The organism is Caulobacter vibrioides OR37 (genome assembly GCF_000372645.1).
Classification (GTDB): domain Bacteria; phylum Pseudomonadota; class Alphaproteobacteria; order Caulobacterales; family Caulobacteraceae; genus Caulobacter; species Caulobacter vibrioides_E.
On the sequence record NZ_APMP01000011.1, the window covers coordinates 1 to 19,852 of the forward strand.

Consider the following 19,852-nt stretch of genomic DNA (forward strand, 5'->3'; position numbering starts at 1 on the left):
CACCACCTCGACCACCACAAGCGCCATGACGATGACGACGATGATCGCTATCGCCGCTACGGACGCTACGGCCACCAAAAGAAGAAGCGCTTCGACCTTTTCGACATCTTCGACTGATCACGATCATGAATCACTTCAAGACCTATATGTTGCTGGCGGGCCTGACGGCGCTCTTCATGGGCGCGGGCTATCTGATCGGCGGACCGACCGGGATGCTGATCGCCCTGGCCATCGCCGTGGCGCTGAACGCCTTCTCGTACTGGAACGCCGACAAGATCGTGCTGCGGACCTATGGCGCGGTCGAGGTCGACGAGCGCCATCCCGAGCCGCTGGTCCGCGCCTACGCCGCCGACGTGGTCGAGATGGCCGCCAAGGCCGGTCTGCCGCGTCCGCGCGTGATGATCATTGACAGCGACCAGCCCAACGCCTTCGCCACCGGCCGGGACCCCGACCACGCGGCGGTCGCGGCGACCACGGGCCTGCTCTCCCTGCTGACCCGCGACGAGATCCGCGGCGTGATGGCCCACGAGCTGGCCCACGTGAAGAACCGCGACACCTTGACCATGACGGTGACGGCCACCATCGCCGGCGCGATCTCGGCCTTGGCCAATTTCGCCTTCTTCCTGGGCGGCTCGCGCGACGAGGAGCGGCCGGGCGGCGTGGTGGGCGCGATCGCCGTCGCCCTGCTGGCCCCGATCGCCGCCATGCTGGTGCAGATGGCCATCAGCCGCGCCCGCGAGTACGAGGCCGACCGCGTCGGCGCGGGGATCGGCGGCGACCCCGCCGCCCTGGCCCGCGCCCTCGAGAAGATCGAGGCCTATGCCCGGGGAGGCTATGTGAACTACGAGGCCGAGCGCAATCCGGCCACGGCGCACATGTTCATCATCAACCCGCTGAACGGGAAGGGCGCCGACAGCCTGTTCTCCACCCACCCGGCCACTCACAACCGCGTCGAGGCCCTGATGCGCCTGGGCGTGGGGCAGGGAACGACGGCGCGGCGACCGACGCCGGTCACGACGTCCGCCGGCGCGGGCCCCTGGGGCTGACAATCTAGGGCGAGATCGGCAGGATCGGGTTGTATTCCCAACCCCAGGGCTGGCCGGTCTCGCCCAGCGCCGCCTTGACGATCGCCGGGATGATCCGCTGGCCGACGCCGCTGTTTGTCAGCACGACGACGCAACGCTTGCTCCGCTCGACGCAGACCATTTGGTTGTCGGTGATGTCGTTATGGCCGCCCTTGTAGAAGACGCGGCCCTGCGGACCGTCATGGACGACCACCCCGATCCCAGCGCCCAGGCCGATCTTGGCGTTTTCCGGGTTCGCCTTCAGGCCGAATGTCGGGAACTGATGGGCGCTGGCGATCGGCAGGCTGACCTTGATCCATTCCGACGCGCTCTTGGCCGAGAGCCCCCAGCCGGAGACCATCGCCGCCGACAGCTTGCCAAGATCGGTGATCGTGGTGTCCAGCGAGCCCGCCGCCTTGACCGACGAACGGTCGTCGTGCGGTTCCCACTGACCGTCCTCCTTGATCCCGTCGGCTAGGTCGCCGGCGAAGTCCGCGCGCCAGACCAGGCTCGAGCGGCTCATGCCCAAGGGCTGGAAAATCCGGCGATCGATCTCTTCGCCGACCTTCAGGCCGAGACCCTCTTCCAGCACGAACTGCATCAGGTTGATGCCTTCGCCGGAGTAGGCGTAGGCGGTTCCCGGGTCGAACTTGATGTCGAGCTTTTCGTCGCGGTTCAGCCAGCGGAAGTTCGGAAAGCCGGCCGAATGGGTCATCAGCATGCGCGGGGTGATCTTCCGCCAGCGCGGGTCGCCCGCCAGATCCGCGTACCTCGGATAGTCGGGCAGGGGCTTGGGCAGATAGTCGGCGATCGGCGTGTCGAGGTTCAGCTTGCCATCGTCGACCAGCATCATCAGGTAGTAGGCGAAGGTCGCCTTGGTGATCGAGGCGGCATACATGATCGTGTGGGGCGTCAGCGGATCGCCCTTGGCGTCGCGCGCGCCCTTCGTGACGACGTGAACGAGCTGGCCGTTCTCGACGACGGCGACAGCGACCCCCGGGATCTTGCCCGCCAGCCTCAGCCGCTCGATCTCGGCGTCCAGTTGCCGATAGTCGGGCGACGCTATCGCGGGCGCGGCGATGGCGCTAACGACGGCCGCGGCGAGGAACACGGAACGAAGACACATAACAAACCCCCCAGAGGCTGGTCAGCGCGCCAGCGCTGGGCGATCTTCATCCGAACTTGAGCGGTTCGTACAGAGGTCGATGAGCGTCGGTGTCTCCCGCAGAGGTTTTGTGTTGTCTGGGGCGGCGATGTCCTTGGCCGGCTGCGCGGCCGCGCCTGTCCGCCTCGCCGGCGCGCCGGCCGAGCACTGGCCGGGGCTTGAACCCTTGCTGGCGGTCGACGCCGGGGCCAGCGGGCTGACGCTGCGTGTGAGGTCGAACGGCTGCGCGGCGAAGGCCGACTTCGTCTTCCGCGTCGATCGTCAGGCCGGCCAAGCGGTGGTCGCCTTCGCCCGACGGCGGCTGGAGACCTGCAAGGGGACGCCAAGCGCGGCGGATCTGGCTTTCAGCTACGAAGAGCTTGGGCTCACGCGCGCCGACCGGATCGTCATCGCCAATCCGGTGCTCAGGCCTTCGGCGTGAACCGTTCGACCATCCAGGGCAGCACCCGCGCGGGCCGCTTGGCGGCGATGTCGATCAGCACCCAGTCGGTGCGGCTCTGGGCGCACATCTCGCCGTCGGGGCCGTCGATCCGGGCGTAGCGCTCGAAGCGCGGGCCCTTCAGTTCGCCGACCCAGGTGTAGCCGGTGGCGGTCTCGCCCGGCAGCAGCTCGCGGCGGTAATCGACCTCGTGGCGGCGGCAGACCCAGGTCCAGGGCGCGCGCTGTTCGTCGCTGGTCCAGGCTTCCCAATGGGCGATGGCCAGGTCCTGGATCCAGGATAGATAGACGACGTTGTTGACGTGCCCGTTGGCGTCGATGTCCGACGCCTTGGGCTGGAAGGTCAGGGAGAAGGCGTCGCGTGGCGGCTCGAAGAGCTTCACGCGGCCAGGACGCCCTGTTCGATCAGGAACGTCTTCAGCTCGCCGGACTGGAACATCTCGCGGACGATGTCGCTGCCGCCGACGAATTCGCCCTTCACATAGAGCTGCGGAATGGTCGGCCAGTCGGTGAAGGTCTTGATCCCCTGGCGCAGCTCGTCGTCCTGCAGCACGTCGACGCCGATGAACTCGACGCCCAGGTGGTCGAGGATCTGGACGACGACCGACGAGAAGCCGCAGCGCGGCTGGTCCGGCACGCCCTTCATGAACACCACGACCGGATGTTCGGCCACGGTCTTGGCGATGAAGTCGAGGGCGGGGGAGGAGGCGACGTCGGTCATGGAAATACGGATCCCTGGCGGAAGCCTTCAGCTAGGCGCCAGAAACCCCGGGGTCAAGTGCGGCGCGGAGACGCTCAGTCGCGGCCGGCGGCCTTCTCGCGTTCCTGGGCGGAAAAGCGGGCCATCTCGATCTGGGCGCAGACGCCATTGGGCAGGTCGCGCTCGACCACGGCCGCCAGGCGTTCGACCTCGGCCGGCCGGTCGGCGGTGATCCGCACGGTGGCCAGCGACGGCTCGGTCAGGGCGTAGCCGAGGCAGATTTCCTCGCCGCTCCAGCCGGGCGTGCCGTGCAGGAACTCGTAGCCGCCGACATCGGCCAGCGGGTCGGTGCGGCGTCGCCACAGCGAGGGCTTGCGCGGGGCGCTCTCGCCGCCCTCGCGCAGGGCCTGTGGCCAGAAGTCCTCGCCGATGACGGCGTAGTCGGCCTGGGCGGCGCTGCGGATGCGGTGGCGTTCGGCCCAGCCGGACGACAGGTTGAACGGCGAGGAGATCGCCGTGACCATGCCGTTCCGCATCAGGCTGGGGTCGATGTCGCCTCGGCTGGCTATGCCCAGGCCTCTGACGGCGCGGCTCTGGTGCAGCGAGCGCAAGCCCGCCTCGAACGCGGGGGCGAGGCGCGGGGCTCGCGGGTCGTTGATCAGCACCAAGTCGAGATAGTCCAACCCTAGGCCTTCGAACGCCCCGCCGACCAGGCGCTCGATGGTCTGGTGGTCCATGGCGGTCCCGTCGTCGCGCACGCGCCAGGTCAAAAACAGCAGTCGGCGCTCGACCGAGGCGAAGGCCTCGCCCAGGCCGGCGAGCATCGCGGGCGACTCACCCTCGACCTGGAAACTGTTGATGCCGCATTCCAGCGCGGTGAAGACGAGGTCGCGCCAGTCGCTGGCGCGCGGGGATTCGCTATCGACCAGGCGCAGGGTCAGCGCCGAGACCGCCATGTCCGTGGTTCCGAAGGGACGATAGCGCACCCGTCGGCTCCTATTCGGCGGGGGCGGCGGTTTCGAGCGCCAGGGCGTGCAGCGTCCCCCCCAGCACGTCGGCCAGCGCCTTGTTGACTAGTTGATGCTGGCGCACGCGCGGCAGGCCCTTGAAGGCCGGCGAGACGATGCGCGCCTTCCAGTGGTCGTTGTCGCCGGCCAGATCGGTCAGCACGATCTCGGAGTCGGGAAAGGCCGCGGCGAGGCGGGCCTCGAGTTCGGCGTGTGACATGGGCACGGGGGACGCTCCGATCCTTCGACGGCCAATTTGGCCTGGATTTCTTAAGAACAGACATATGCACGCTGTGCGCGAGCGACGTTCGTCGCGCGACGCCTCGGATTTAATTGAAATGTCCGTCCAACGCACGGCATGTAGGCGCCATGACCCATAAATCTCGCGCCATCTTCCTGGCGGCCGCCCTCGTCGTGCTGGCGAGCGCCGCGTCCGCCTTCGCAGCGCCGGGCGACAAGGCTCTCGACGACGTCCGCGTCCTGTCGGCCGACGACATGCAAGGCCGGGCGCCCGGCACGCCGGGGTCGGAGAAGGCCCGGGCCTACATCCTGTCGCGCTTCGCCGAGATCGGCGTCGCGCCGATCGGCGCGAGCTTCGAGCAGCCGTTCGAGTTCGCCAAGCGCGACGGGACTAATATCAGGGGCGTCAACCTGGTGGCGCGGATCAAGGGGACCGTCGGCGGCAAGGCGATGGTCGTCTCGGCCCATTACGACCATCTGGGCGTCCGCAACGGCGAGATCTACAACGGCGCCGACGACAACGCCTCGGGCGTGGCGGGCCTGCTGGCCGTGGCCGAGGCGTTCAAGGCCCATCCGCCCAAGCACGACGTGATCCTGGCGGTGGTCGACGCCGAGGAAAGCGGCTTGCGCGGCGCGCGCGCCTTCGTCGCCGCGCCGCCGATCCCGCTGAGCGGCGTGGCGCTGGACGTAAATTTCGACATGCTGAGCAAGAATCCGAAGAACGAGCTCTATGTCGCCGGGGCGACGCCGTTCCCGTTCCTCAAGCCGGTGCTGGACGCGGTCGCCGCCAAGGCCCCGGTCTCGCTGAAGCAGGGGCACGACACCGACGCGGCCGGCAAGCAGAACAACTGGACCAACCAGTCCGACCACTATGCCTTCGGTGAGAAGGGCGTGCCCTGGGTCTATTTCGGGGTCGAGGACCACCCCGAATACCACAAGCCCACCGACGATTTCGCCACCGTGCCGAAGGACTTCTTCAAACGCTCCGTGGCGACGGTGGTCGAGGCCAGCCTGGCGTTCGATCGCGACCTGGACCAGATCGCCAAGGCGTCAGGTCGCTAGAGCCCGGCGAAGGGGCCCGGCGACGCCGCCGGGCCAGCGCCGGGATCAAGCCTTCGGCGCGTTCATGTAGCCCGGCAGCCAGGCTTCGTGGGCCGTGCGCAGGGCCGCCAGCGGGATGCTGAACAGGCCGGCGGAAGCGAAGGCCTCGCCGCCCGCCACGCCGGCCAGGCTGGCGTGAACGCCGGCGGCCTGGGCTGCTTCCAGCACCGCGTCGGGATCGGGCGTGGCGATCAGGTAGCGGGCCTGGTCCTCGCCGAACAGGTACGGGTGGGCGTGGTCCGCGCTGGTGGCGTTCAGGCTGACGCCGACCTGGCTGGCCAGGGCGATATCGGCCGCGGCGACAAGAAGACCGCCGTCCGACAGGTCATGGACGCCGGCGACGAGGCCCGAGCTGATCAGGCCGCGCACGAAATCGCCGTTCTTGCGCTCGAGCGCTAGGTCGACCGGCGGCGGGGCGCCGTCCTCGCGGCCGAGCATCTCGCGCAGATAGATCGAGGCGCCCAGCTCGCCGCGCGTCTCGCCGATCAGCACCAGCGCATCGCCCTCGGCCACGTTGCCGAAGCCCGTGCGCAGGTCGTAGTCCTCCAGCAAGCCCACGGCGCCGACGGTCGGGGTCGGCGGAATGGCGACGCCGTTGGTCTCGTTGTAGAGCGACACGTTCCCGGACACGACCGGGAAGTCCAGCGCGCGGCAGGCCTCGGCCATGCCGTCGGTGGCGCGGACGATCTGGCCCATGGTCTCGGGCTTTTCGGGGCTGCCGAAGTTCAGGTTGTCGGTGATGGCGATGGGCAGGGCGCCGGCGGCCGTCAGGTTGCGCCAGGCTTCCGCCACCGCCTGCTTGCCGCCCTCGTAGGGGTCGGCCTGGACGTAGCGCGGCGTGCAGTCGCTGGTGACGGCGATGGCCTTGCCCGTGCCGTGGATGCGGACGATGCCGGCGTCGCAGCCGGTGGCGCTGTCTTCCAGCGTGTCGGCCATCACGTGGCGGTCGTACTGCTCCCACAGCCAGCGCTTGGAGGCCATGTCAGGGCAGCCGACAACCTTCAGCACCGCCTGGGTCCAGTCGGTCGGGGCGGGGATGGTGGCCGGGTCGAGGCGCGGCTGCAGGGCCGGCTGGACCCAGGGGCGGTCATACAGCGGCGCGTCATCGAACAGCGGGGCCAGCGGCACGTCGCAGACCGTCTCGCCGTGGTGCTTGAGCACCAGGCGGCCGGTGTCGGTGGTGTGGCCGATGACGGCGGCATCCAGGCCCCACTTCTCGAAGATGGCGTGGCCGTCCTGCTCGCGGCCCGGCTTCAGGACCGCCAGCATCCGCTCCTGGCTTTCCGACAGCATCATCTCATAGGCGGTCATGCCCTCTTCGCGCTGCGGGACCATGTCCATGTTCAGCTCGATGCCGACGCCGCCCTTGCCGGCCATCTCGACCGACGAGGAGGTCAGGCCGGCCGCGCCCATGTCCTGGATGGCGGCGACCGCGCCGGTGGCCATCAGCTCAAGGGTCGCCTCGATCAGCAGCTTCTCGGCGAAGGGGTCGCCGACCTGGACAGTGGGACGCTTCTCTTCCGAGTCCTCGGTGAACTCGGTCGAGGACATGGTCGCGCCGTGGATGCCGTCGCGGCCGGTCTTGGAGCCGAAATAGACGACCGCCAGGCCCGGACCCGGAGCGGCCGAGTAGAAGATGCTGTCGGCCTTGGCCAGGCCCACGCACATGGCGTTGACCAGGATGTTGCCGTTGTAGCCCTTGTGGAAGTTGGTCTCGCCGGCGACCGTGGGCACGCCCACGCAGTTGCCATAGCCAGCGATGCCGGCGACCACGCCATCCACCAGGCGTTTGGTCTTGGGATGGTCCGGCTCGCCGAAGCGCAGGGCGTTCAGCAGGGCGATCGGCCTCGCGCCCATCGTGAAGACGTCCCGCATGATGCCGCCCACGCCCGTCGCCGCGCCCTGATAGGGCTCGATGTACGAGGGGTGGTTGTGGCTCTCCATCTTGAAGATGATGGCGTCCCCGTCGCCGATGTCGATGACGCCGGCGTTCTCGCCGGGACCGCAGATCACGCGCGGACCGCTGATCGGGAACTTCTTCAGCTGGTTCTTGGACGACTTGTACGAGCAGTGCTCGGACCACATGACCGAGAATACACCCAGCTCCACCAGGTTGGGCTCGCGGCCCAGGCGCTTGAGGACGACGTCATATTCGGCGGGTTTCAGGCCGAACTCGGCGGCCAATTCGGCCATGGGCTTTTGGGGCGTGCTCATGGGCGCGCCTTCTAACCCGGTCGGTCAGATTCCGCTACAGCCAGTCGGCGCCGGTCAGGACTTCTGGCTGGCGCGCGCCTGCTCCAGCGCTTTTGTGTACTCGACCTGGCCCTTGGCGATCCAGCGGTCGATGACGGCGCCGCCCTTGGTGACCGAGCCCACCCGCAGCGAAACGCCCAGCACCATGCCGCCAAACAGGGCCAGCAGGGCGATGACCACGCGCGACAGGGCGCTGGCCAGACCGCTCTGGCGCTTGCGGCGCCTGGCCCAGACGGGCACGCCGCTGACATAGGTCTCTGGAAACCGAATTTCGGCGTCGGCCATGACGTCGCAATTACGCGGCCTCGATGACCTCGACGGCCGCGCCCCCCACCTTTTGCTTTGCAAGCACGTTAGAGCCGTGAAAGCCGCCTTCCAGCGCACTCCCCTGGGCCGCGATACGTCTTGCCGTTTCTCCCCTGCGCGGCGAAAGCTTTTTGCGCGCGGCGGCGCCATGCTGGCTGAATGTTTCGGGAGGATTCGATGATCCAACGCCTTGATCGCCGCGCCCTGGTCGCCGGCCTGGCCGCCGTCCCGCTGGGCGCCGCCGGCCGAAAGCCGCGCGAGGTTCGCGTTCGGCTGGTCACCGAGAAGGGGACGATCGTCCTGGCGCTCTATCCCGACCAGGCCCCGATTACCGTCGCCAATTTCCTGGCCTATGCCGACCAGGGACTGATGAAGGGCGGGACCTTCTATCGGACGGTCTCGCCCAGGAACGACAACAACCCGGCCACCATCAGCGTCATCCAGGGCGGACTCGGCGACGCCGGCGCGCATCTGCCGCCGATCGCCCACGAGACGACAAAAGCCACGGGCCTGCGCCATGTCGACGGAACGATCTCGATGGCGCGCGACAAGCCGGGCTCGGCCACCTCGGAGTTCTTCATCTGCCTGGGCGACAATCCCGCCCTCGACTACGGCGGCGCGCGCAACAAGGACGGCCAGGGCTTCGCGGCCTTCGGGCGGGTGGTCGAGGGCATGGACGTGGTCCGCGCCATTCACGACGCGCCGACGATCAGCCAGGCCGACGATCCCTACATGAAGGGGCAGATCATCGAGAAACCCGTGAAAATCCTTGAGCTTAGCCGGAAATAAGGCGGCTTGGCCGGAGGAACGGCGCGAGTCCGGGGCCGTTTTATCCCCGTGCGTCTCGAGCGCGCTGTGCAAAAGGAGTAGGCCCGATGGCTGAGCAGAACCGTAATCCGCAACAGCAACCGCAAGACCAGCAGCGTCAAGCGCCCGGCCAGCAGCAACAGCAAGGCCAGCCCAAGCCGAACGAGCAAGGCCGCAACCCAGGCGGCCAGGCCAACCAGCAGGACGAAAACGTCAGGCGCGGCGACCGCTGACCGTCAGACATTCTCTCCGTAGTGGAAGGGCCGGCGATCACCCGCCGGCCCTTTTGTCGTTTGATCCTATTTCTCCACCACCGGCAGCTCGATGAAGCTGGCGTCGGCGCCGGCATGGAACACCCGCTGCGTCGCCTTCACATAGTCGCTCGGCTTGGCGAAGAAGATGTTCGGCACGAAGGTCTGCGGGTTGCGGTCGTACAGCGGGAACCAGCTGGACTGCACTTGCACCATGATCCGGTGGCCCGGCTGGAAGGTGTAGTTCGCGGTCGGCAGGATGAACTGGTACTTCAGCGGCGCGTTCGGCTTGATCGCCTTGGGATCGCTGAAGCTCTCGCGGTAGCGGCCGCGGAAGATGTCCATGCCCACGGCCAGCTGATAGCCGCCGAGCTCCGGCTGGCTGGGAACCTCGTCGGGATAGACGTCGATCAGCTTGACCACCCAGTCGCTGTCGGTCCCGCTGGTCGAGGCGACCAGATTGACCTTCGGCACGCCGGCGATCTTCAGCGGCTCCTTCAGCGGCTCGGTCATGTAGGTCACGACGTCGGGACGATCGACCACGCCGCGCTGGTCGCTGACCAGCCAGGTCGTCCAGCGGCCGCGATCGCTGAACTGCAGCGGGCGCGGGATGTACGGCACGGGCTTGGCCGGGTCGGAGACGTACTCGTCATAGGCCGCCGCGCCCTTGGCCGCCGCCGGCGGCGTGAAGCCGAGGCCGCCATTGGCTTCCAGATAGAGGTTCTTGGTCTTGCCCTGCGGCCAGGTCGCGTAGCGGTTCCACTTGTTCTGGCCCGGGTCGTAGATCAGCACCGGCGGGGTGTCGGCCTTGGGGCCGTCCTTCAGATACTGGTCGAAGAACGGGCGCAGCACGTCGCGGCGGAACTGGGTGGCGGTGTCGCCGTCCCACTTGAAGACCCCGAGGTTATAGGCGTCGTAATTGACCTGGCTGTGCCGCCAGGGGCCCAGCACGAGGTAATTCTTGTCGTTGTTGACGTCCTTGGGCTCGACGGCGGCGTAGCTGTGCACCGCGCCCCACATGTCCTCCTGATCCCACAGGCCCTGGATCCACATGGTCGGCACCTTCAGGGGCTGGGCGGCCATGGTCTTGTCGAGAGCCTGCTCGCTCCAGAACTTGTCGTAGGCCGGGTGCTCGCTGACCTTCTTCCAGAACGGCAGCTGATCGAGGCCGTGGTTCTTGGCGTAGTCGCCAGCCGAGCCTTCCTTCAGGAAGTTGCTGTAGTCGTCATAGCCCTGGCGCTGAACGCCCTCGCCGGGACCGTGCTGGCCCGTCTGGCCGGTGATGTAGTCGAAGTTCGGCTGACGGAACGCGCCGTGGTGGAACCAGTCGTCGCCCATCCAGCCGTCGACCATCGGGCTCATCGGCGCGGCGACCTTCAGGGCCGGGTGCGGGTTGACCAGGGCCATCACCACGGTGAAGCCCTCGTAAGAGCTGCCCAGCATCCCGACCTTGCCGTTGGTCTCCGGCACGTTCTTCACCAGCCAGTCGATGGTGTCGTAGGCGTCGGTGGAGTGGTCGACCTCGGACGAATTCAGCGGGCCCTTCAGCGGCCGCGTCATCACATAGTCGCCTTCCGAACCGTACTTGCCGCGGATGTCCTGGAACACGCGGATATAGCCGCCGTCGGCCACGAACACCTCGTCGCCCTGGGGCAGGGCGCCGATCATGCGCGGGCTGTCGGCGCGCGCGGCGCGCTTGGCGGCGTTATAGGGCGTGCGGGTCAGCAGGATCGGCAGGTTCTTGCCGCCCTTGGGGATGACTATGACGGTGTAGAGCTTGGTCCCATCGCGCATCGGGATCATCACGACGCGCTTTTCGTAGTCGTAATTGACCTGGGTCTGGACGAACTTGCTGGCGGTGACGTCCGGCGTCATGGGCGCGGTCTGGGCGTTGGCCAGCGTCGCGCCGAAGGCGGCGACGGCCACGGCGGTCAGCAGGCCCGCGCGCAGGGTGGAAACAAGACTCATGAAAGGCCCTCCTGGAAGGCGGGCACCTTAGGCCTGTGTTTTTCAGGCTGCTACACTGTAACAAGCCGGGTTCAGCCCACTTTTTCGTCCGTGGGCGGCGGACGCCGTCTCCATCATTCCGGATGTGTCCCGCAGCGCGGTGGCGACGGGGCGTGGCGTGTGATAATGTCTAGAAATCAGGAGTTTTCTAGATGGCCTTCAGTATCAAGGATCCTGAAACCGACCGGATCGTGCGAGACTTGGCCAAGCGCGCGGGGCTGGGCCTGACCGATGCCGTGCGCATGGCGGCCGAGAACGAATTGAAGCGTCGTGGCGCCTCGCCGACGGCCTCGCCGGAGGTCCAGGCGGCGGAATTTCTGGCCTGGATGAGGGCGCAAGACTATGGCCCCGACACGGGCCTCACGCGCGAAGAGATCGAGGCCGAGATGTATGACGAGTACGGCTTGCCGCGCTGATGGTCATTGATACGTCGGCGATGATCGCCATCCAATTCGCCGAACCAGAAAGCAGCGCCTTGACCGTAGCGATACTGGCTTCGGAAACACGTTTGATGTCCGCCGCCACCTATGTGGAGTATGTCGCGGTGCTGGCGCGCAGGTTTCCCCGCTTCGCCGCGGCCGATTGGGCGGAACGCGTGGTCGCGGGGCTCGGGATCAAGGTTGTCGATGTCACGGCCGCCCACGCCTTGCTCGCCGCCGACGCGCTGGAAACCTACGGCCGCGCGCGCCATCAGGCTGGCCTAAACTATGGCGACAGCTTCGCCTACGCCTTGGCCAAGGCCACGGGCGAACCGCTGCTGTTCAAGGGCGACGACTTCGCGAAGACCGACGTGGTCGCCGCAGCCTACTAGAGCGTGAGGCTGAAAGTGGGAACCGGTTTCAGCTTATCTCACGCTCTAAACATTTGATTTAGAGCCTTTTTGACGCCTGAAATCGATTCCGATTTCAGGCTAAAGGCTCAAGCGCTCTGGAAGATGCTGCGGAACAGCACCGCGCCGTCCTCGGAGCCCAGGTCCGGATCGAAGGCGCGGTCGGGGTGGGGCATCAGGCCCAGGACATTGCCGCCCTTGTTGACGATGCCGGCGATGGCGCGGGCCGAGCCGTTCGGATTTTCCTGATAGCGGAACACCACCTGGCCCTCGCCCTCCAGGCGGTCCAGCGTCTCCTCGTCGGCGAAGTAGTTGCCCTCGCCGTTGCCGACGGTCATCACCGCCTCGCGCTGCTCGCCATAGCCGGCGGTGAAGCGCGTCTGGCCGTTGACGATATCCAGGCCGACGGGCTTGCAGACGTACTTGAGGCCGGCGTTGCGCAGCAGGGCGCCGGGCAGCAGGCCGACCTCGGTCAGCACCTGGAAGCCGTTGCAGATGCCGACGACCGCCACGCCCTTGTCGGCGGCGGCGACGACCTCCTTCATGACCGGGCTCTGGGCCGCCATGGCGCCGCAGCGCAGGTAGTCGCCGTAGGAGAAGCCGCCGGGCAGGACGATCAGGTCCAGGTCGTCCGGCAAGGCCGTTTCCTGGTGCCAGACCATCTCGACGCGGGCGCCCGCGGAGCGCTCGATGGCGACCTTGCAGTCGCGGTCACAGTTCGAACCGGGGAATACGACGACGGCGGCTTTCATGGCGCGGGCCTGTAGCACCGTTCGCACGGAATGTCAGTCCCGCCCGCCTTGAAACTCGTTCCCGGCTACAGCTCGATCATGTCGAAGTCCGACTTCGGCGTGCCGCAGAGCGGGCAGACCCAGCCGGCCGGGATGTCGGCCCAGCGCGTTCCGGGCGCCAGGCCCTCGCCCGGGTCGCCCTGTTCCTCGTCATAGATGTAGCCGCAGGTGCGGCACTGCCAGACCTTGAAGGGTTCCGCGCTCATCGCCGCGCCTCAGTGCATCTTGAAGCGGATCGGCACCGACTTCGGGCCGCAGACGAAGTTGGCGGTCATGCGGGTGGGCGTTCCGTCCAGCTCGACGCTGTCCAGGCGGGCGAACAGCTCCTCCCACAGCACTCGCATCTCCATCCGCGCCAGGTGCTGGCCCAGGCAGATGTGCGCGCCATAGCCGAAGGCCACGTGCTTGTTGGGCGTCCGGTCGACCTTGAAGCTGAACGGGTCGTCGAACACCGCCTCGTCGCGATTGCCCGAGGGATAGGAGAGCATCATCCAGTCGCCCTTGGCGATCTTCTTGCCGGCCAGCTCGGCGTCGGCGGTGGCGGTGCGCATGAAGTGCTTCACCGGCGTGACCCAGCGGATCGACTCCTCGATCAGGCCGGGGATCAGCGACGGGTCGGCCTTGACCCGAGCGAACTGGTCGGGGTTCTCGGCCAGGGCCCACAACGCGCCGGCGGTGGTCGAGGAGGTGGTGTCGTGGCCCGCCGTGGCGGCGATGATGTAGTAGCTCATCGCCTCCAGGTGCCCCATCGGCTCGCCGTTGATCTTGCCGTTGGCGATCAGGCTGGCCAGGTCGTCGCGCGGCTTGGCGCGGCGGTCCTCGGTGATGGCGTTGAAGTACATCATGAAGTCCATGACCACGGACTGGATGCTGTCGACGCCCTCGCCGGCGTCGGTGATCGACTTGCCGGTGCGGTTCAGATCGGGATCGGCGTTGCCGAACAGCTCCTGGGTCAGTTTCAGCATCCGGGGCTCGTCGCTTTCGGGAACGCCCAGCACCTCCATGATCACGTGCAGCGGATAGAGAAAGGCGACGTCGCGGGCGAAGTCGCAGCGGTCGCCGTGCTCGGCCATGCGGTCGATGAAGCCGCGCGCGATCTCGCGGATGCGGGCCTCCAGCGCCTTCAGGTTCTGCGGCAGCAGCGAGCCCTGCGTGATCTTGCGGTAGGCGAAGTGGTCGGGGTTATCCATCTGCACCAGGGAGCGGACCAAGTGGGGCGACCCGCCCATCATCTCGCGCACCTTCTTGTCGGCCTCGATCGTCGTGATGACGGTGGCGCGGTCGCCGTTGTGGAACAGCTCGTTCTGGCGCTCGACCTCCAGGATGTCGGCGTGGCGCGTGACCACCCAGAACGGATCGAAGCCGTCCGGCTGGGCCACCTCCAGCGGCGCTTCGCGGCGCAGCTGGGCGAAGGCTTGGTCGACGCGGTCGCCATCGGCATAGGCGGTCGGGTCGACGATGGTGTTGGCGATTTCGGTCGAGATCGTCATGGCGCGTCCTGGCTCCTCCCGGGGATGGCTTCGCGGCCACCTCAATTATTTGCTTGTTGTCCAACAAATAACTAAGTTCGGCAAGATGACATCGTCCCTTAAGGTCCCCGAACGGCGCACCCAGTCTGATCGCCGCCAGCAATCCGAGGCCGAGCTGCTGCGCGCGGCCGCCGAACTGATCGCCGAGCAGGGGGTGGCCGCGGCCACGTTCGAGAATATCGGTTTGAGGGCGGGTTACAGCCGAGGGCTCGTCACGCAGCGCTTCGGTTCGAAGCAGGGCTTGATCGAGGCGCTGATCGCGAGGCTTCAGGCGCGGCTGGAAGCGCTGATGGACGACCGGCGGCTGGACCAGCTGGACGGCCTGGAGTCGGTGCTTGGCTTCATCGACACGTTCCTGACGAACCTGTCGCGCGACGGCGAGATGCGCGCCTATTTCGTGCTGCTGGCCGGCGCGGTCGCCGACGTGTCCGAGCTGCGCGCGCCCTTCGCCCAGGCCCACAAGGGCGCCGAGGAGCGGCTGGAGGCCATGGTCCTGCGCGGCCAAGCCGAAGGCGTCGTCCGCGCCGAGCTCAACGCCGACGCGGCCGCGCTGATGGTGGGGTCTTTGCTGCTGGGGCTATCCACCCAGTTGCTGATCGATCCCGGCATGGACCTCGAGCCGATCCGGGAGACCAGTTTGACGTTGTTGCGAACCAGCTTGGCGGCCTGAGCCCCAATCCTGTCCTGGATTTCATTTGAATAGCACTGGTCGCGGCTGTCAGGTCCACGCTCCGAAAAAGAGGGTGTGACCATGACTCGTCTGCTGCTGGCCTCCGTCCTGTGCCTGACCTTCGCGGTCGCCGAGCCGGCGTTTGCGCGGGACGCCGCGCCGGACAACGCGACCATGGCGGAGATCTTCAACGCCGACCAAGCCGTCCGCAAAGGCATTTCCCTGGGGCAAAAGCCCGACCGCGCTTTCGTCGAACGGATGAACGCCGATGACGCCGCGCGCCGCGTCCAAACGAGGGCCCTGTTGGAGTCGGGCGCGCTGAAGACCGGCGAGGACTTCCGCAAGGCGGCCTTCGTGTTCCAGCACGGGCAGCGGCCCGAAGATTTTCTCCTAGCCCACAGCCTGGCGGTGGCGGCCGCGGCGCGCGGATCGACCGAGGCGACCTGGATCGCCGCCGCCAGCCTGGATCGCTATCTGCAAATGACCGGCGGGTCTCAGATCTACGGTACCCAGACCATAGCCCGTAAGGGCGAGGCGCCCACGCTGGACCCTTATAATCGCGACCTTGTTCCGGACGTCCTGCGCACGGCCTTGGGCGTCCCCACCCTGGCGGAGCAGCAGGCAAAGCTGGAAGCGGTGCAAAAGGCCGTCAAGGCCGCGCAGCCGACCCCGCCAAAGCCCTGAGGCGGCAGGCTCAGGCCACGTCGATGCGGTAGCTTTCGATGACCGTATTGGCCAGCAGCTTCTCGCACATGGCCTTGACCTCGGCCTTGGCGGCTTCGGCGTCGGCGGCGTCGAGATCGAACTCGATGACTCGGCCCACGCGGGCGTCCTTCACCGACGGCCAACCCAGGCCGTGCAGGGCGTTCTCGACGGCCTTGCCCTGAACGTCGAGCACGCCGGGCTTCAGGAACACGTGGACGGTGGCTTTCACTCTAAATCTCCTCACCCGTGGAACGGGGGAGGGGGACCGCGAAGCGGTGGAGGGGGCGTCGGCCGGCCATCCATCGCATCGGGCTTCAGCGCCCCCTCCGTCGCGGCGCCGCGCGCCGCGCCACCTCCCCCGCGGGCGGGGGAGGAGAACCCAAGCTTAATGCATCCCGCCTTGGATGACGGTCGGCATTTCCTTCATGATCCCCAGGCGGCGGGCCACCTCGGTATAGCTCTCGATGACGTTGCCGAGGTCGCGGCGGAAGCGGTCCTTGTCCAGCTTCTCGTTGGTGGCGGCGTCCCACAGACGGCAGCTGTCGGGGCTGATCTCGTCGGCCAGGATGATGCGCGAGAAGTCGCCCTCGTAGACGCGGCCGAACTCGATCTTGAAATCGACCAGCGTGATGCCGACGCCGCTGAACAGGCCCGACAGATAGTCGTTCACCCGCAGGGCCATGGCCATCATGTCGTCGATCTCCTGGGTCGCGGCCCAGTTGAACGCGGTGATGTGCTCCTCGGAGACCATCGGGTCGCCGAGCTTGTCGTCCTTGTAGTAGAACTCGATGATCGAGCGGGGCAGGGGCTGGCCCTCGGTCAGACCCAGGCGCGTGGCGATCGAGCCGGCGGCGATGTTGCGCACCACGACTTCGAGCGGAACGATCTCGACTTCCTTGATGAGCTGCTCGCGCAGGTTCAGGCGGCGAATGAAGTGGTTCTGGACGCCGATCGAATTCAGGCGAGTCATGATGTACTCGCTGATCCGGTTGTTGATGACGCCCTTGCCTTCCAGCACGGCCTTCTTCTGGGCGTTGAAGGCGGTGGCGTCGTCCTTGAAGTACTGGATAAGCGTGCCGGGCTCGGGGCCCTCGTACAGAATCTTGGCCTTGCCTTCGTAGATTTTCTTGCGACGGGTCGTCATGGCTCTCGTCGAGGCCCTTCTGAAAACGCGCGCGTCGCCTTGGTCCGGAGGCTTCCGGAGAAACGAAAAGCGCGCGCGGCGGATAGCTGCGCGCGGCGTTCGACTCAAGGCCGCTCACTGAAAAAATCCCGTGGAACCTACCTGAATGAGCGGTTCGGCGCAAACACGCGACGGTGGTTTGGTCTATGCTATGGTGGGAAACGTGGCCTGCGGCTTATCCACCGATTGCGGCGGCGACCGGCACGGGATATGCAGCCGGCTTGGACGACTTTGGGGCCTTCATGACCACTTTCGACGAACGCGAGCAGGGTTTCGAACGTAAGTTCGCGCTGGACCAGGAACTGGAATTCAAGGCGACCGCGCGCCGCAACCGCCTGCTGGGCGAGTGGGCGGCCGGTCTGATGGGCCTCGCCACGGTCGAGGAATACGCGCGCGCGGTGGTCAAGTCCGACTTCGAACAGCCGGGCGACGAGGACGTTTTCCGCAAGGTCTTCGAGGACCTGAAGGGTTCGGGCGTTTCGGCGACCGAAGGCGAGGTCCGCATGAAGATGGCTGAGCTGCTGGCCCAGGCCCGCGAGCAGATCAAGGCTGGCGAGTAAGTCCAGTCGCGGCGCCGATTCGATTTATTCCAGACACGCCCTTCAAGCCCGGCGCGGAAAGCCCTCCGCGTCGGGCTTTGTCGTTCAGGGCGTCTGGCGCTGGCAGGGCGTCCGGCGCTGGAAAGCGCCCGCGCCATCCTGGATGGCGCGGGGCATTTTCATCGGCGGTCGCTTACCAGATGCGCGAGCGCTTCTCCGGCGGCAGGTAGAACTTGTCGCCCGGCTTGACGCCGAAGGCCGCGTACCAGGCGTCGACATTGCGCGTCGGGCCGATGACCCGGAAGTTGGACGGCGAGTGTGGGTCGGACGCCATCTGCTGCTTCAGCGAATCGTCGCGCGACTTGTCCTGCCAAGCCTGGGCGAAGGCCAGGAAGAAGCGCTGGTCGCCGGTCATGCCGTCGATCACGGGGGCGGGCTTGCCCTTCAGCGCCGCGTGATAGGCGTCGTAGGCGACTTGCAGGCCGGCCAGGTCGGCGATGTTCTCGCCCATGGTCAGTTGCCCGTTGATGTGCATCCCGGGCACGGCTTCGTAGGAGTCGTACTGCGCGCCCAGCACGCTGGACTGGGCCTCGAAGCGCTTGGCGTCCTCGGCCGTCCACCAGTCGCGCAGCTTGCCGGTGTCGTCGATCTTGCGGCCCTGGTCGTCGAAGCCGTGGCTGATCTCGTGGCCGATCACCGCGCCGATCGCGCCGTAGTTCACCGCCGGGTCGGCGGCCGGATCGAAGAACGGCGCTTGCAGGATCCCCGCCGGGAACACGATCTTGTTCTCCAGGCCGCCGTTATAGGCGTTCACCGTCTGCGGGGTCATGCCCCACTTGCCGTGGTCGACCGGCTTGCCCAGGTCGGACAGCTGATAGGCCCATTCGAAAGCGCCGCTGCGGCGGACGTTGCCATAGAGGTCGCCGGCGTCGATCTTGAGGCCCGAATAGTCGCGCCACTTGTCGGGATAGCCGACCATGACCCGCATCTTCGACAGCTTGGTCAGCGCCGCCTGCTTGGTGGCCGGGGCCATCCACGGCGCCTTTTCGATGCGGGCGGCCATGGCGACCTTCAGATTGCCGATCAGCTCGACCATCTGGGCCTTGGACGAGGGCGGGAAATACTTGGCGACATAGGCCTGGCCGACCAGTTCGCCCAGGCTGCCGTCCACCAGGGTGACGCCGCGTTTCCAACGGGGGCGCAGCTGGGTCTGGCCCGACAGCACCTTCACGAACTCGAAGCGACTGTCGACGAAGCGCTTGGAGAGGTAGGGGGACATTTCCTGCACGCCCTGCACGGTCTGCCAGGCCTTCAGGGTTTCCAGCGGCGTGGCGGCGAACAGCTTGGCGATGTCGCGCACGGCGGTCTTCTCGCCCAGCACCACCGACTTGAGACTCGGCGCGCCGGCGGCGGCCAGGTAATCCGACCACGGAATTTCCGGCGCGGAGGCCTGAAGCTCCGCGATCGTCATCGGGTTGTAGGTCTTCTCGACGTCGCGACGCTCGGCGACCGGCCAGCTGACCTTGGCGATGGCGGTCTCGAAGGCGATCACATCGGCCGCCGACTTGGCGGGATCCGGGGCGCCGGCCATCTTCAAGGCCCGCTCGGCGAAGGCGCGATAGGCCTCCAGCTGGGGCTTGAAGCCGTCGGTCAGGTAGTAGTCGCGGTCGGGCAGTCCCAGGCCCGATTGGCCAATATAGAGGACGTTCAGCTCGGGGGTCTTGGCGTCCGGATAGATGTCCAGCGAGAAGAGATCGGAGCCGAAACCGCCGTGGGCCGCGCCCAGGGCCTTGGCCATGTCGGCCTTGGTCGCGATGGCGGCGATCCTGGCCAGATCGGCCTTCAGCGGCGCGTCGTCGACCTGCTCGACCTTGGCCTCGTCGGTGAAGCTCTTGTAGAGCCCGCCGATCTGGGTGTTGGCCGGCGCGGTCTCGATCAGGGTCCGCAACTGGTCCTGCGAGCGGTTGAAGACGTCGTATCCGACGCCGGCCGAGGGCTGGTCGGCGGGGATGGTCGTCCGCTTCTCCCACGACCCGTTGGCGAACTTGTTGAAGTCGTCGCCGGGCTTCACGGCGGTGTCGCGAGCCGTCAGATCGACGCCCCAGGCCCCGTACATCGGCTTGTCGGCGGCCAGGGCCGCGCCGGAGATCGCGACCGCCGAAACGGCGGCCAGCAGGAAGATGCGCATGTGTGTCAGGATCCCAATGCCCCTAGGAAGGGCGGATGCTGCCCTATGCGCGGCCCGGATGCAGATAAAATTCGCGTAA

The 19,852-nt window shown here is 67.0% G+C and carries 23 protein-coding genes and 2 pseudogenes; 11 read left to right on the forward strand and 14 right to left on the reverse strand.

Features of this window, described 5'->3' with window-relative positions:
• Together OR37_RS22105 and htpX are read left to right on the forward strand one after the other, a co-directional pair.
• A pseudogene (locus OR37_RS22105) lies at positions 1-117 on the forward strand (zf-TFIIB domain-containing protein); the annotation flags it as partial.
• A gap of 8 nt (positions 118-125) precedes the next feature.
• Positions 126-1,046: a zinc metalloprotease HtpX gene (htpX, locus tag OR37_RS10470; RefSeq protein ID WP_004619386.1), complete on the forward strand. Its 921-nt coding sequence runs from the start codon at positions 126-128 to the stop codon at positions 1,044-1,046.
• A gap of 4 nt (positions 1,047-1,050) precedes the next feature.
• On the opposite strand, the gene OR37_RS10475 is transcribed toward htpX, so the two are convergent.
• Positions 1,051-2,190, reverse strand: a complete 1,140-nt coding sequence (locus tag OR37_RS10475; RefSeq protein WP_004619388.1) for a serine hydrolase domain-containing protein — start codon at positions 2,188-2,190, stop codon at positions 1,051-1,053.
• Positions 2,191-2,317: 127 nt separating this feature from the next.
• Here OR37_RS10475 and OR37_RS10480 point away from each other — a divergent pair, with 127 nt between their 5' ends.
• Entirely contained in the window at positions 2,318-2,650 is a 333-nt protein-coding gene (locus tag OR37_RS10480) for a hypothetical protein (protein WP_235046568.1), read from the forward strand.
• On the opposite strand, the gene OR37_RS10485 is transcribed toward OR37_RS10480, so the two are convergent.
• The 4 genes from OR37_RS10485 to OR37_RS10500 all read right to left on the reverse strand — a co-directional run bounded on the left by OR37_RS10485 (position 2,634) and on the right by OR37_RS10500 (position 4,600).
• Positions 2,634-3,050 carry an acyl-CoA thioesterase gene (locus tag OR37_RS10485; protein ID WP_004619392.1) on the reverse strand — a complete coding sequence of 139 codons (417 nt, stop codon included), beginning with the start codon at positions 3,048-3,050 and terminating at the stop codon, positions 2,634-2,636. The two genes, OR37_RS10480 and OR37_RS10485, sit on opposite strands and share 17 nt — an antisense overlap.
• Entirely contained in the window at positions 3,047-3,388 is a 342-nt protein-coding gene (gene grxD / locus OR37_RS10490; RefSeq protein ID WP_004619394.1) for a Grx4 family monothiol glutaredoxin, read from the reverse strand. Before grxD ends, OR37_RS10485 begins: the two co-directional genes overlap by 4 nt.
• A gap of 74 nt (positions 3,389-3,462) precedes the next feature.
• Entirely contained in the window at positions 3,463-4,353 is an 891-nt protein-coding gene (locus OR37_RS10495; protein ID WP_004619396.1) for a hypothetical protein, read from the reverse strand.
• 10 nt (positions 4,354-4,363) lie between these two features.
• Positions 4,364-4,600, reverse strand: coding sequence for a BolA/IbaG family iron-sulfur metabolism protein (locus OR37_RS10500; protein WP_004619397.1), 237 nt, complete (start codon positions 4,598-4,600; stop codon positions 4,364-4,366).
• A 143-nt stretch (positions 4,601-4,743) separates the two neighbouring features.
• On the opposite strand from OR37_RS10500, the gene OR37_RS10505 reads away from it, so the two are divergent.
• Positions 4,744-5,676 carry a M20/M25/M40 family metallo-hydrolase gene (locus tag OR37_RS10505; protein WP_004619399.1) on the forward strand — a complete coding sequence of 311 codons (933 nt, stop codon included), beginning with the start codon at positions 4,744-4,746 and terminating at the stop codon, positions 5,674-5,676.
• Between the two features lie 45 nt (positions 5,677-5,721).
• On the opposite strand, the gene purL is transcribed toward OR37_RS10505, so the two are convergent.
• Together purL and OR37_RS20745 are read right to left on the reverse strand one after the other, a co-directional pair.
• Positions 5,722-7,929 carry a phosphoribosylformylglycinamidine synthase subunit PurL gene (gene purL / locus OR37_RS10510; protein ID WP_004619401.1) on the reverse strand — a complete coding sequence of 736 codons (2,208 nt, stop codon included), beginning with the start codon at positions 7,927-7,929 and terminating at the stop codon, positions 5,722-5,724.
• Positions 7,930-8,043: 114 nt separating this feature from the next.
• Positions 8,044-8,253, reverse strand: a pseudogene (locus tag OR37_RS20745) (hypothetical protein); the annotation flags it as partial.
• Between the two features lie 198 nt (positions 8,254-8,451).
• On the opposite strand from OR37_RS20745, the gene OR37_RS10520 reads away from it, so the two are divergent.
• Together OR37_RS10520 and OR37_RS21805 are read left to right on the forward strand one after the other, a co-directional pair.
• A complete protein-coding gene (locus tag OR37_RS10520) occupies positions 8,452-9,063 on the forward strand; it encodes a peptidylprolyl isomerase (protein ID WP_004619405.1) in 612 nt (203 codons plus the stop codon).
• Positions 9,064-9,149: 86 nt separating this feature from the next.
• A complete protein-coding gene (locus OR37_RS21805; RefSeq protein ID WP_004619407.1) occupies positions 9,150-9,314 on the forward strand; it encodes a hypothetical protein in 165 nt (54 codons plus the stop codon).
• A gap of 66 nt (positions 9,315-9,380) precedes the next feature.
• On the opposite strand, the gene OR37_RS10525 is transcribed toward OR37_RS21805, so the two are convergent.
• Positions 9,381-11,300, reverse strand: a complete 1,920-nt coding sequence (locus OR37_RS10525; RefSeq protein WP_004619409.1) for a CocE/NonD family hydrolase — start codon at positions 11,298-11,300, stop codon at positions 9,381-9,383.
• A 191-nt stretch (positions 11,301-11,491) separates the two neighbouring features.
• Here OR37_RS10525 and OR37_RS10530 point away from each other — a divergent pair, with 191 nt between their 5' ends.
• Together OR37_RS10530 and OR37_RS10535 are read left to right on the forward strand one after the other, a co-directional pair.
• Positions 11,492-11,755: a type II toxin-antitoxin system VapB family antitoxin gene (locus tag OR37_RS10530; RefSeq protein WP_004619411.1), complete on the forward strand. Its 264-nt coding sequence runs from the start codon at positions 11,492-11,494 to the stop codon at positions 11,753-11,755.
• A complete protein-coding gene (locus tag OR37_RS10535) occupies positions 11,755-12,150 on the forward strand; it encodes a type II toxin-antitoxin system VapC family toxin (protein ID WP_035017233.1) in 396 nt (131 codons plus the stop codon). Before OR37_RS10530 ends, OR37_RS10535 begins: the two co-directional genes overlap by 1 nt.
• Before the next feature lie 107 nt (positions 12,151-12,257).
• Here the strand turns inward: OR37_RS10535 and purQ are convergent, their stop codons facing one another.
• The 3 genes from purQ to OR37_RS10550 all read right to left on the reverse strand — a co-directional run bounded on the left by purQ (position 12,258) and on the right by OR37_RS10550 (position 14,449).
• Complete coding sequence (gene purQ / locus OR37_RS10540) at positions 12,258-12,920, reverse strand: phosphoribosylformylglycinamidine synthase subunit PurQ (protein WP_004619416.1); 663 nt, start codon at positions 12,918-12,920, stop codon at positions 12,258-12,260.
• Between the two features lie 65 nt (positions 12,921-12,985).
• Positions 12,986-13,165 carry a rubredoxin gene (locus OR37_RS10545; protein WP_004619421.1) on the reverse strand — a complete coding sequence of 60 codons (180 nt, stop codon included), beginning with the start codon at positions 13,163-13,165 and terminating at the stop codon, positions 12,986-12,988.
• Positions 13,166-13,174: 9 nt separating this feature from the next.
• Entirely contained in the window at positions 13,175-14,449 is a 1,275-nt protein-coding gene (locus OR37_RS10550; protein WP_004619423.1) for a cytochrome P450, read from the reverse strand.
• 85 nt (positions 14,450-14,534) lie between these two features.
• Between OR37_RS10550 and OR37_RS10555 the strand changes: the two genes are divergently transcribed.
• Together OR37_RS10555 and OR37_RS10560 are read left to right on the forward strand one after the other, a co-directional pair.
• Positions 14,535-15,158: a TetR/AcrR family transcriptional regulator gene (locus OR37_RS10555; RefSeq protein WP_004619426.1), complete on the forward strand. Its 624-nt coding sequence runs from the start codon at positions 14,535-14,537 to the stop codon at positions 15,156-15,158.
• Between the two features lie 81 nt (positions 15,159-15,239).
• Positions 15,240-15,842, forward strand: a complete 603-nt coding sequence (locus tag OR37_RS10560) for a hypothetical protein (RefSeq protein WP_004619428.1) — start codon at positions 15,240-15,242, stop codon at positions 15,840-15,842.
• Positions 15,843-15,852: 10 nt separating this feature from the next.
• On the opposite strand, the gene purS is transcribed toward OR37_RS10560, so the two are convergent.
• Positions 15,853-16,092, reverse strand: coding sequence for a phosphoribosylformylglycinamidine synthase subunit PurS (purS, locus tag OR37_RS10565; protein WP_004619430.1), 240 nt, complete (start codon positions 16,090-16,092; stop codon positions 15,853-15,855).
• 156 nt (positions 16,093-16,248) lie between these two features.
• Complete coding sequence (purC, locus tag OR37_RS10570; RefSeq protein ID WP_004619432.1) at positions 16,249-17,007, reverse strand: phosphoribosylaminoimidazolesuccinocarboxamide synthase; 759 nt, start codon at positions 17,005-17,007, stop codon at positions 16,249-16,251.
• 281 nt (positions 17,008-17,288) lie between these two features.
• Here purC and OR37_RS10575 point away from each other — a divergent pair, with 281 nt between their 5' ends.
• On the forward strand, positions 17,289-17,606 hold the full coding sequence (locus OR37_RS10575; RefSeq protein ID WP_035017247.1) for a DUF1476 domain-containing protein: 318 nt from the start codon (positions 17,289-17,291) through the stop codon (positions 17,604-17,606).
• A 172-nt stretch (positions 17,607-17,778) separates the two neighbouring features.
• Here the strand turns inward: OR37_RS10575 and OR37_RS10580 are convergent, their stop codons facing one another.
• Entirely contained in the window at positions 17,779-19,773 is a 1,995-nt protein-coding gene (locus OR37_RS10580; protein ID WP_004619436.1) for a M13 family metallopeptidase, read from the reverse strand.
• Between the last annotated feature and the right edge of the window lie 79 nt (positions 19,774-19,852).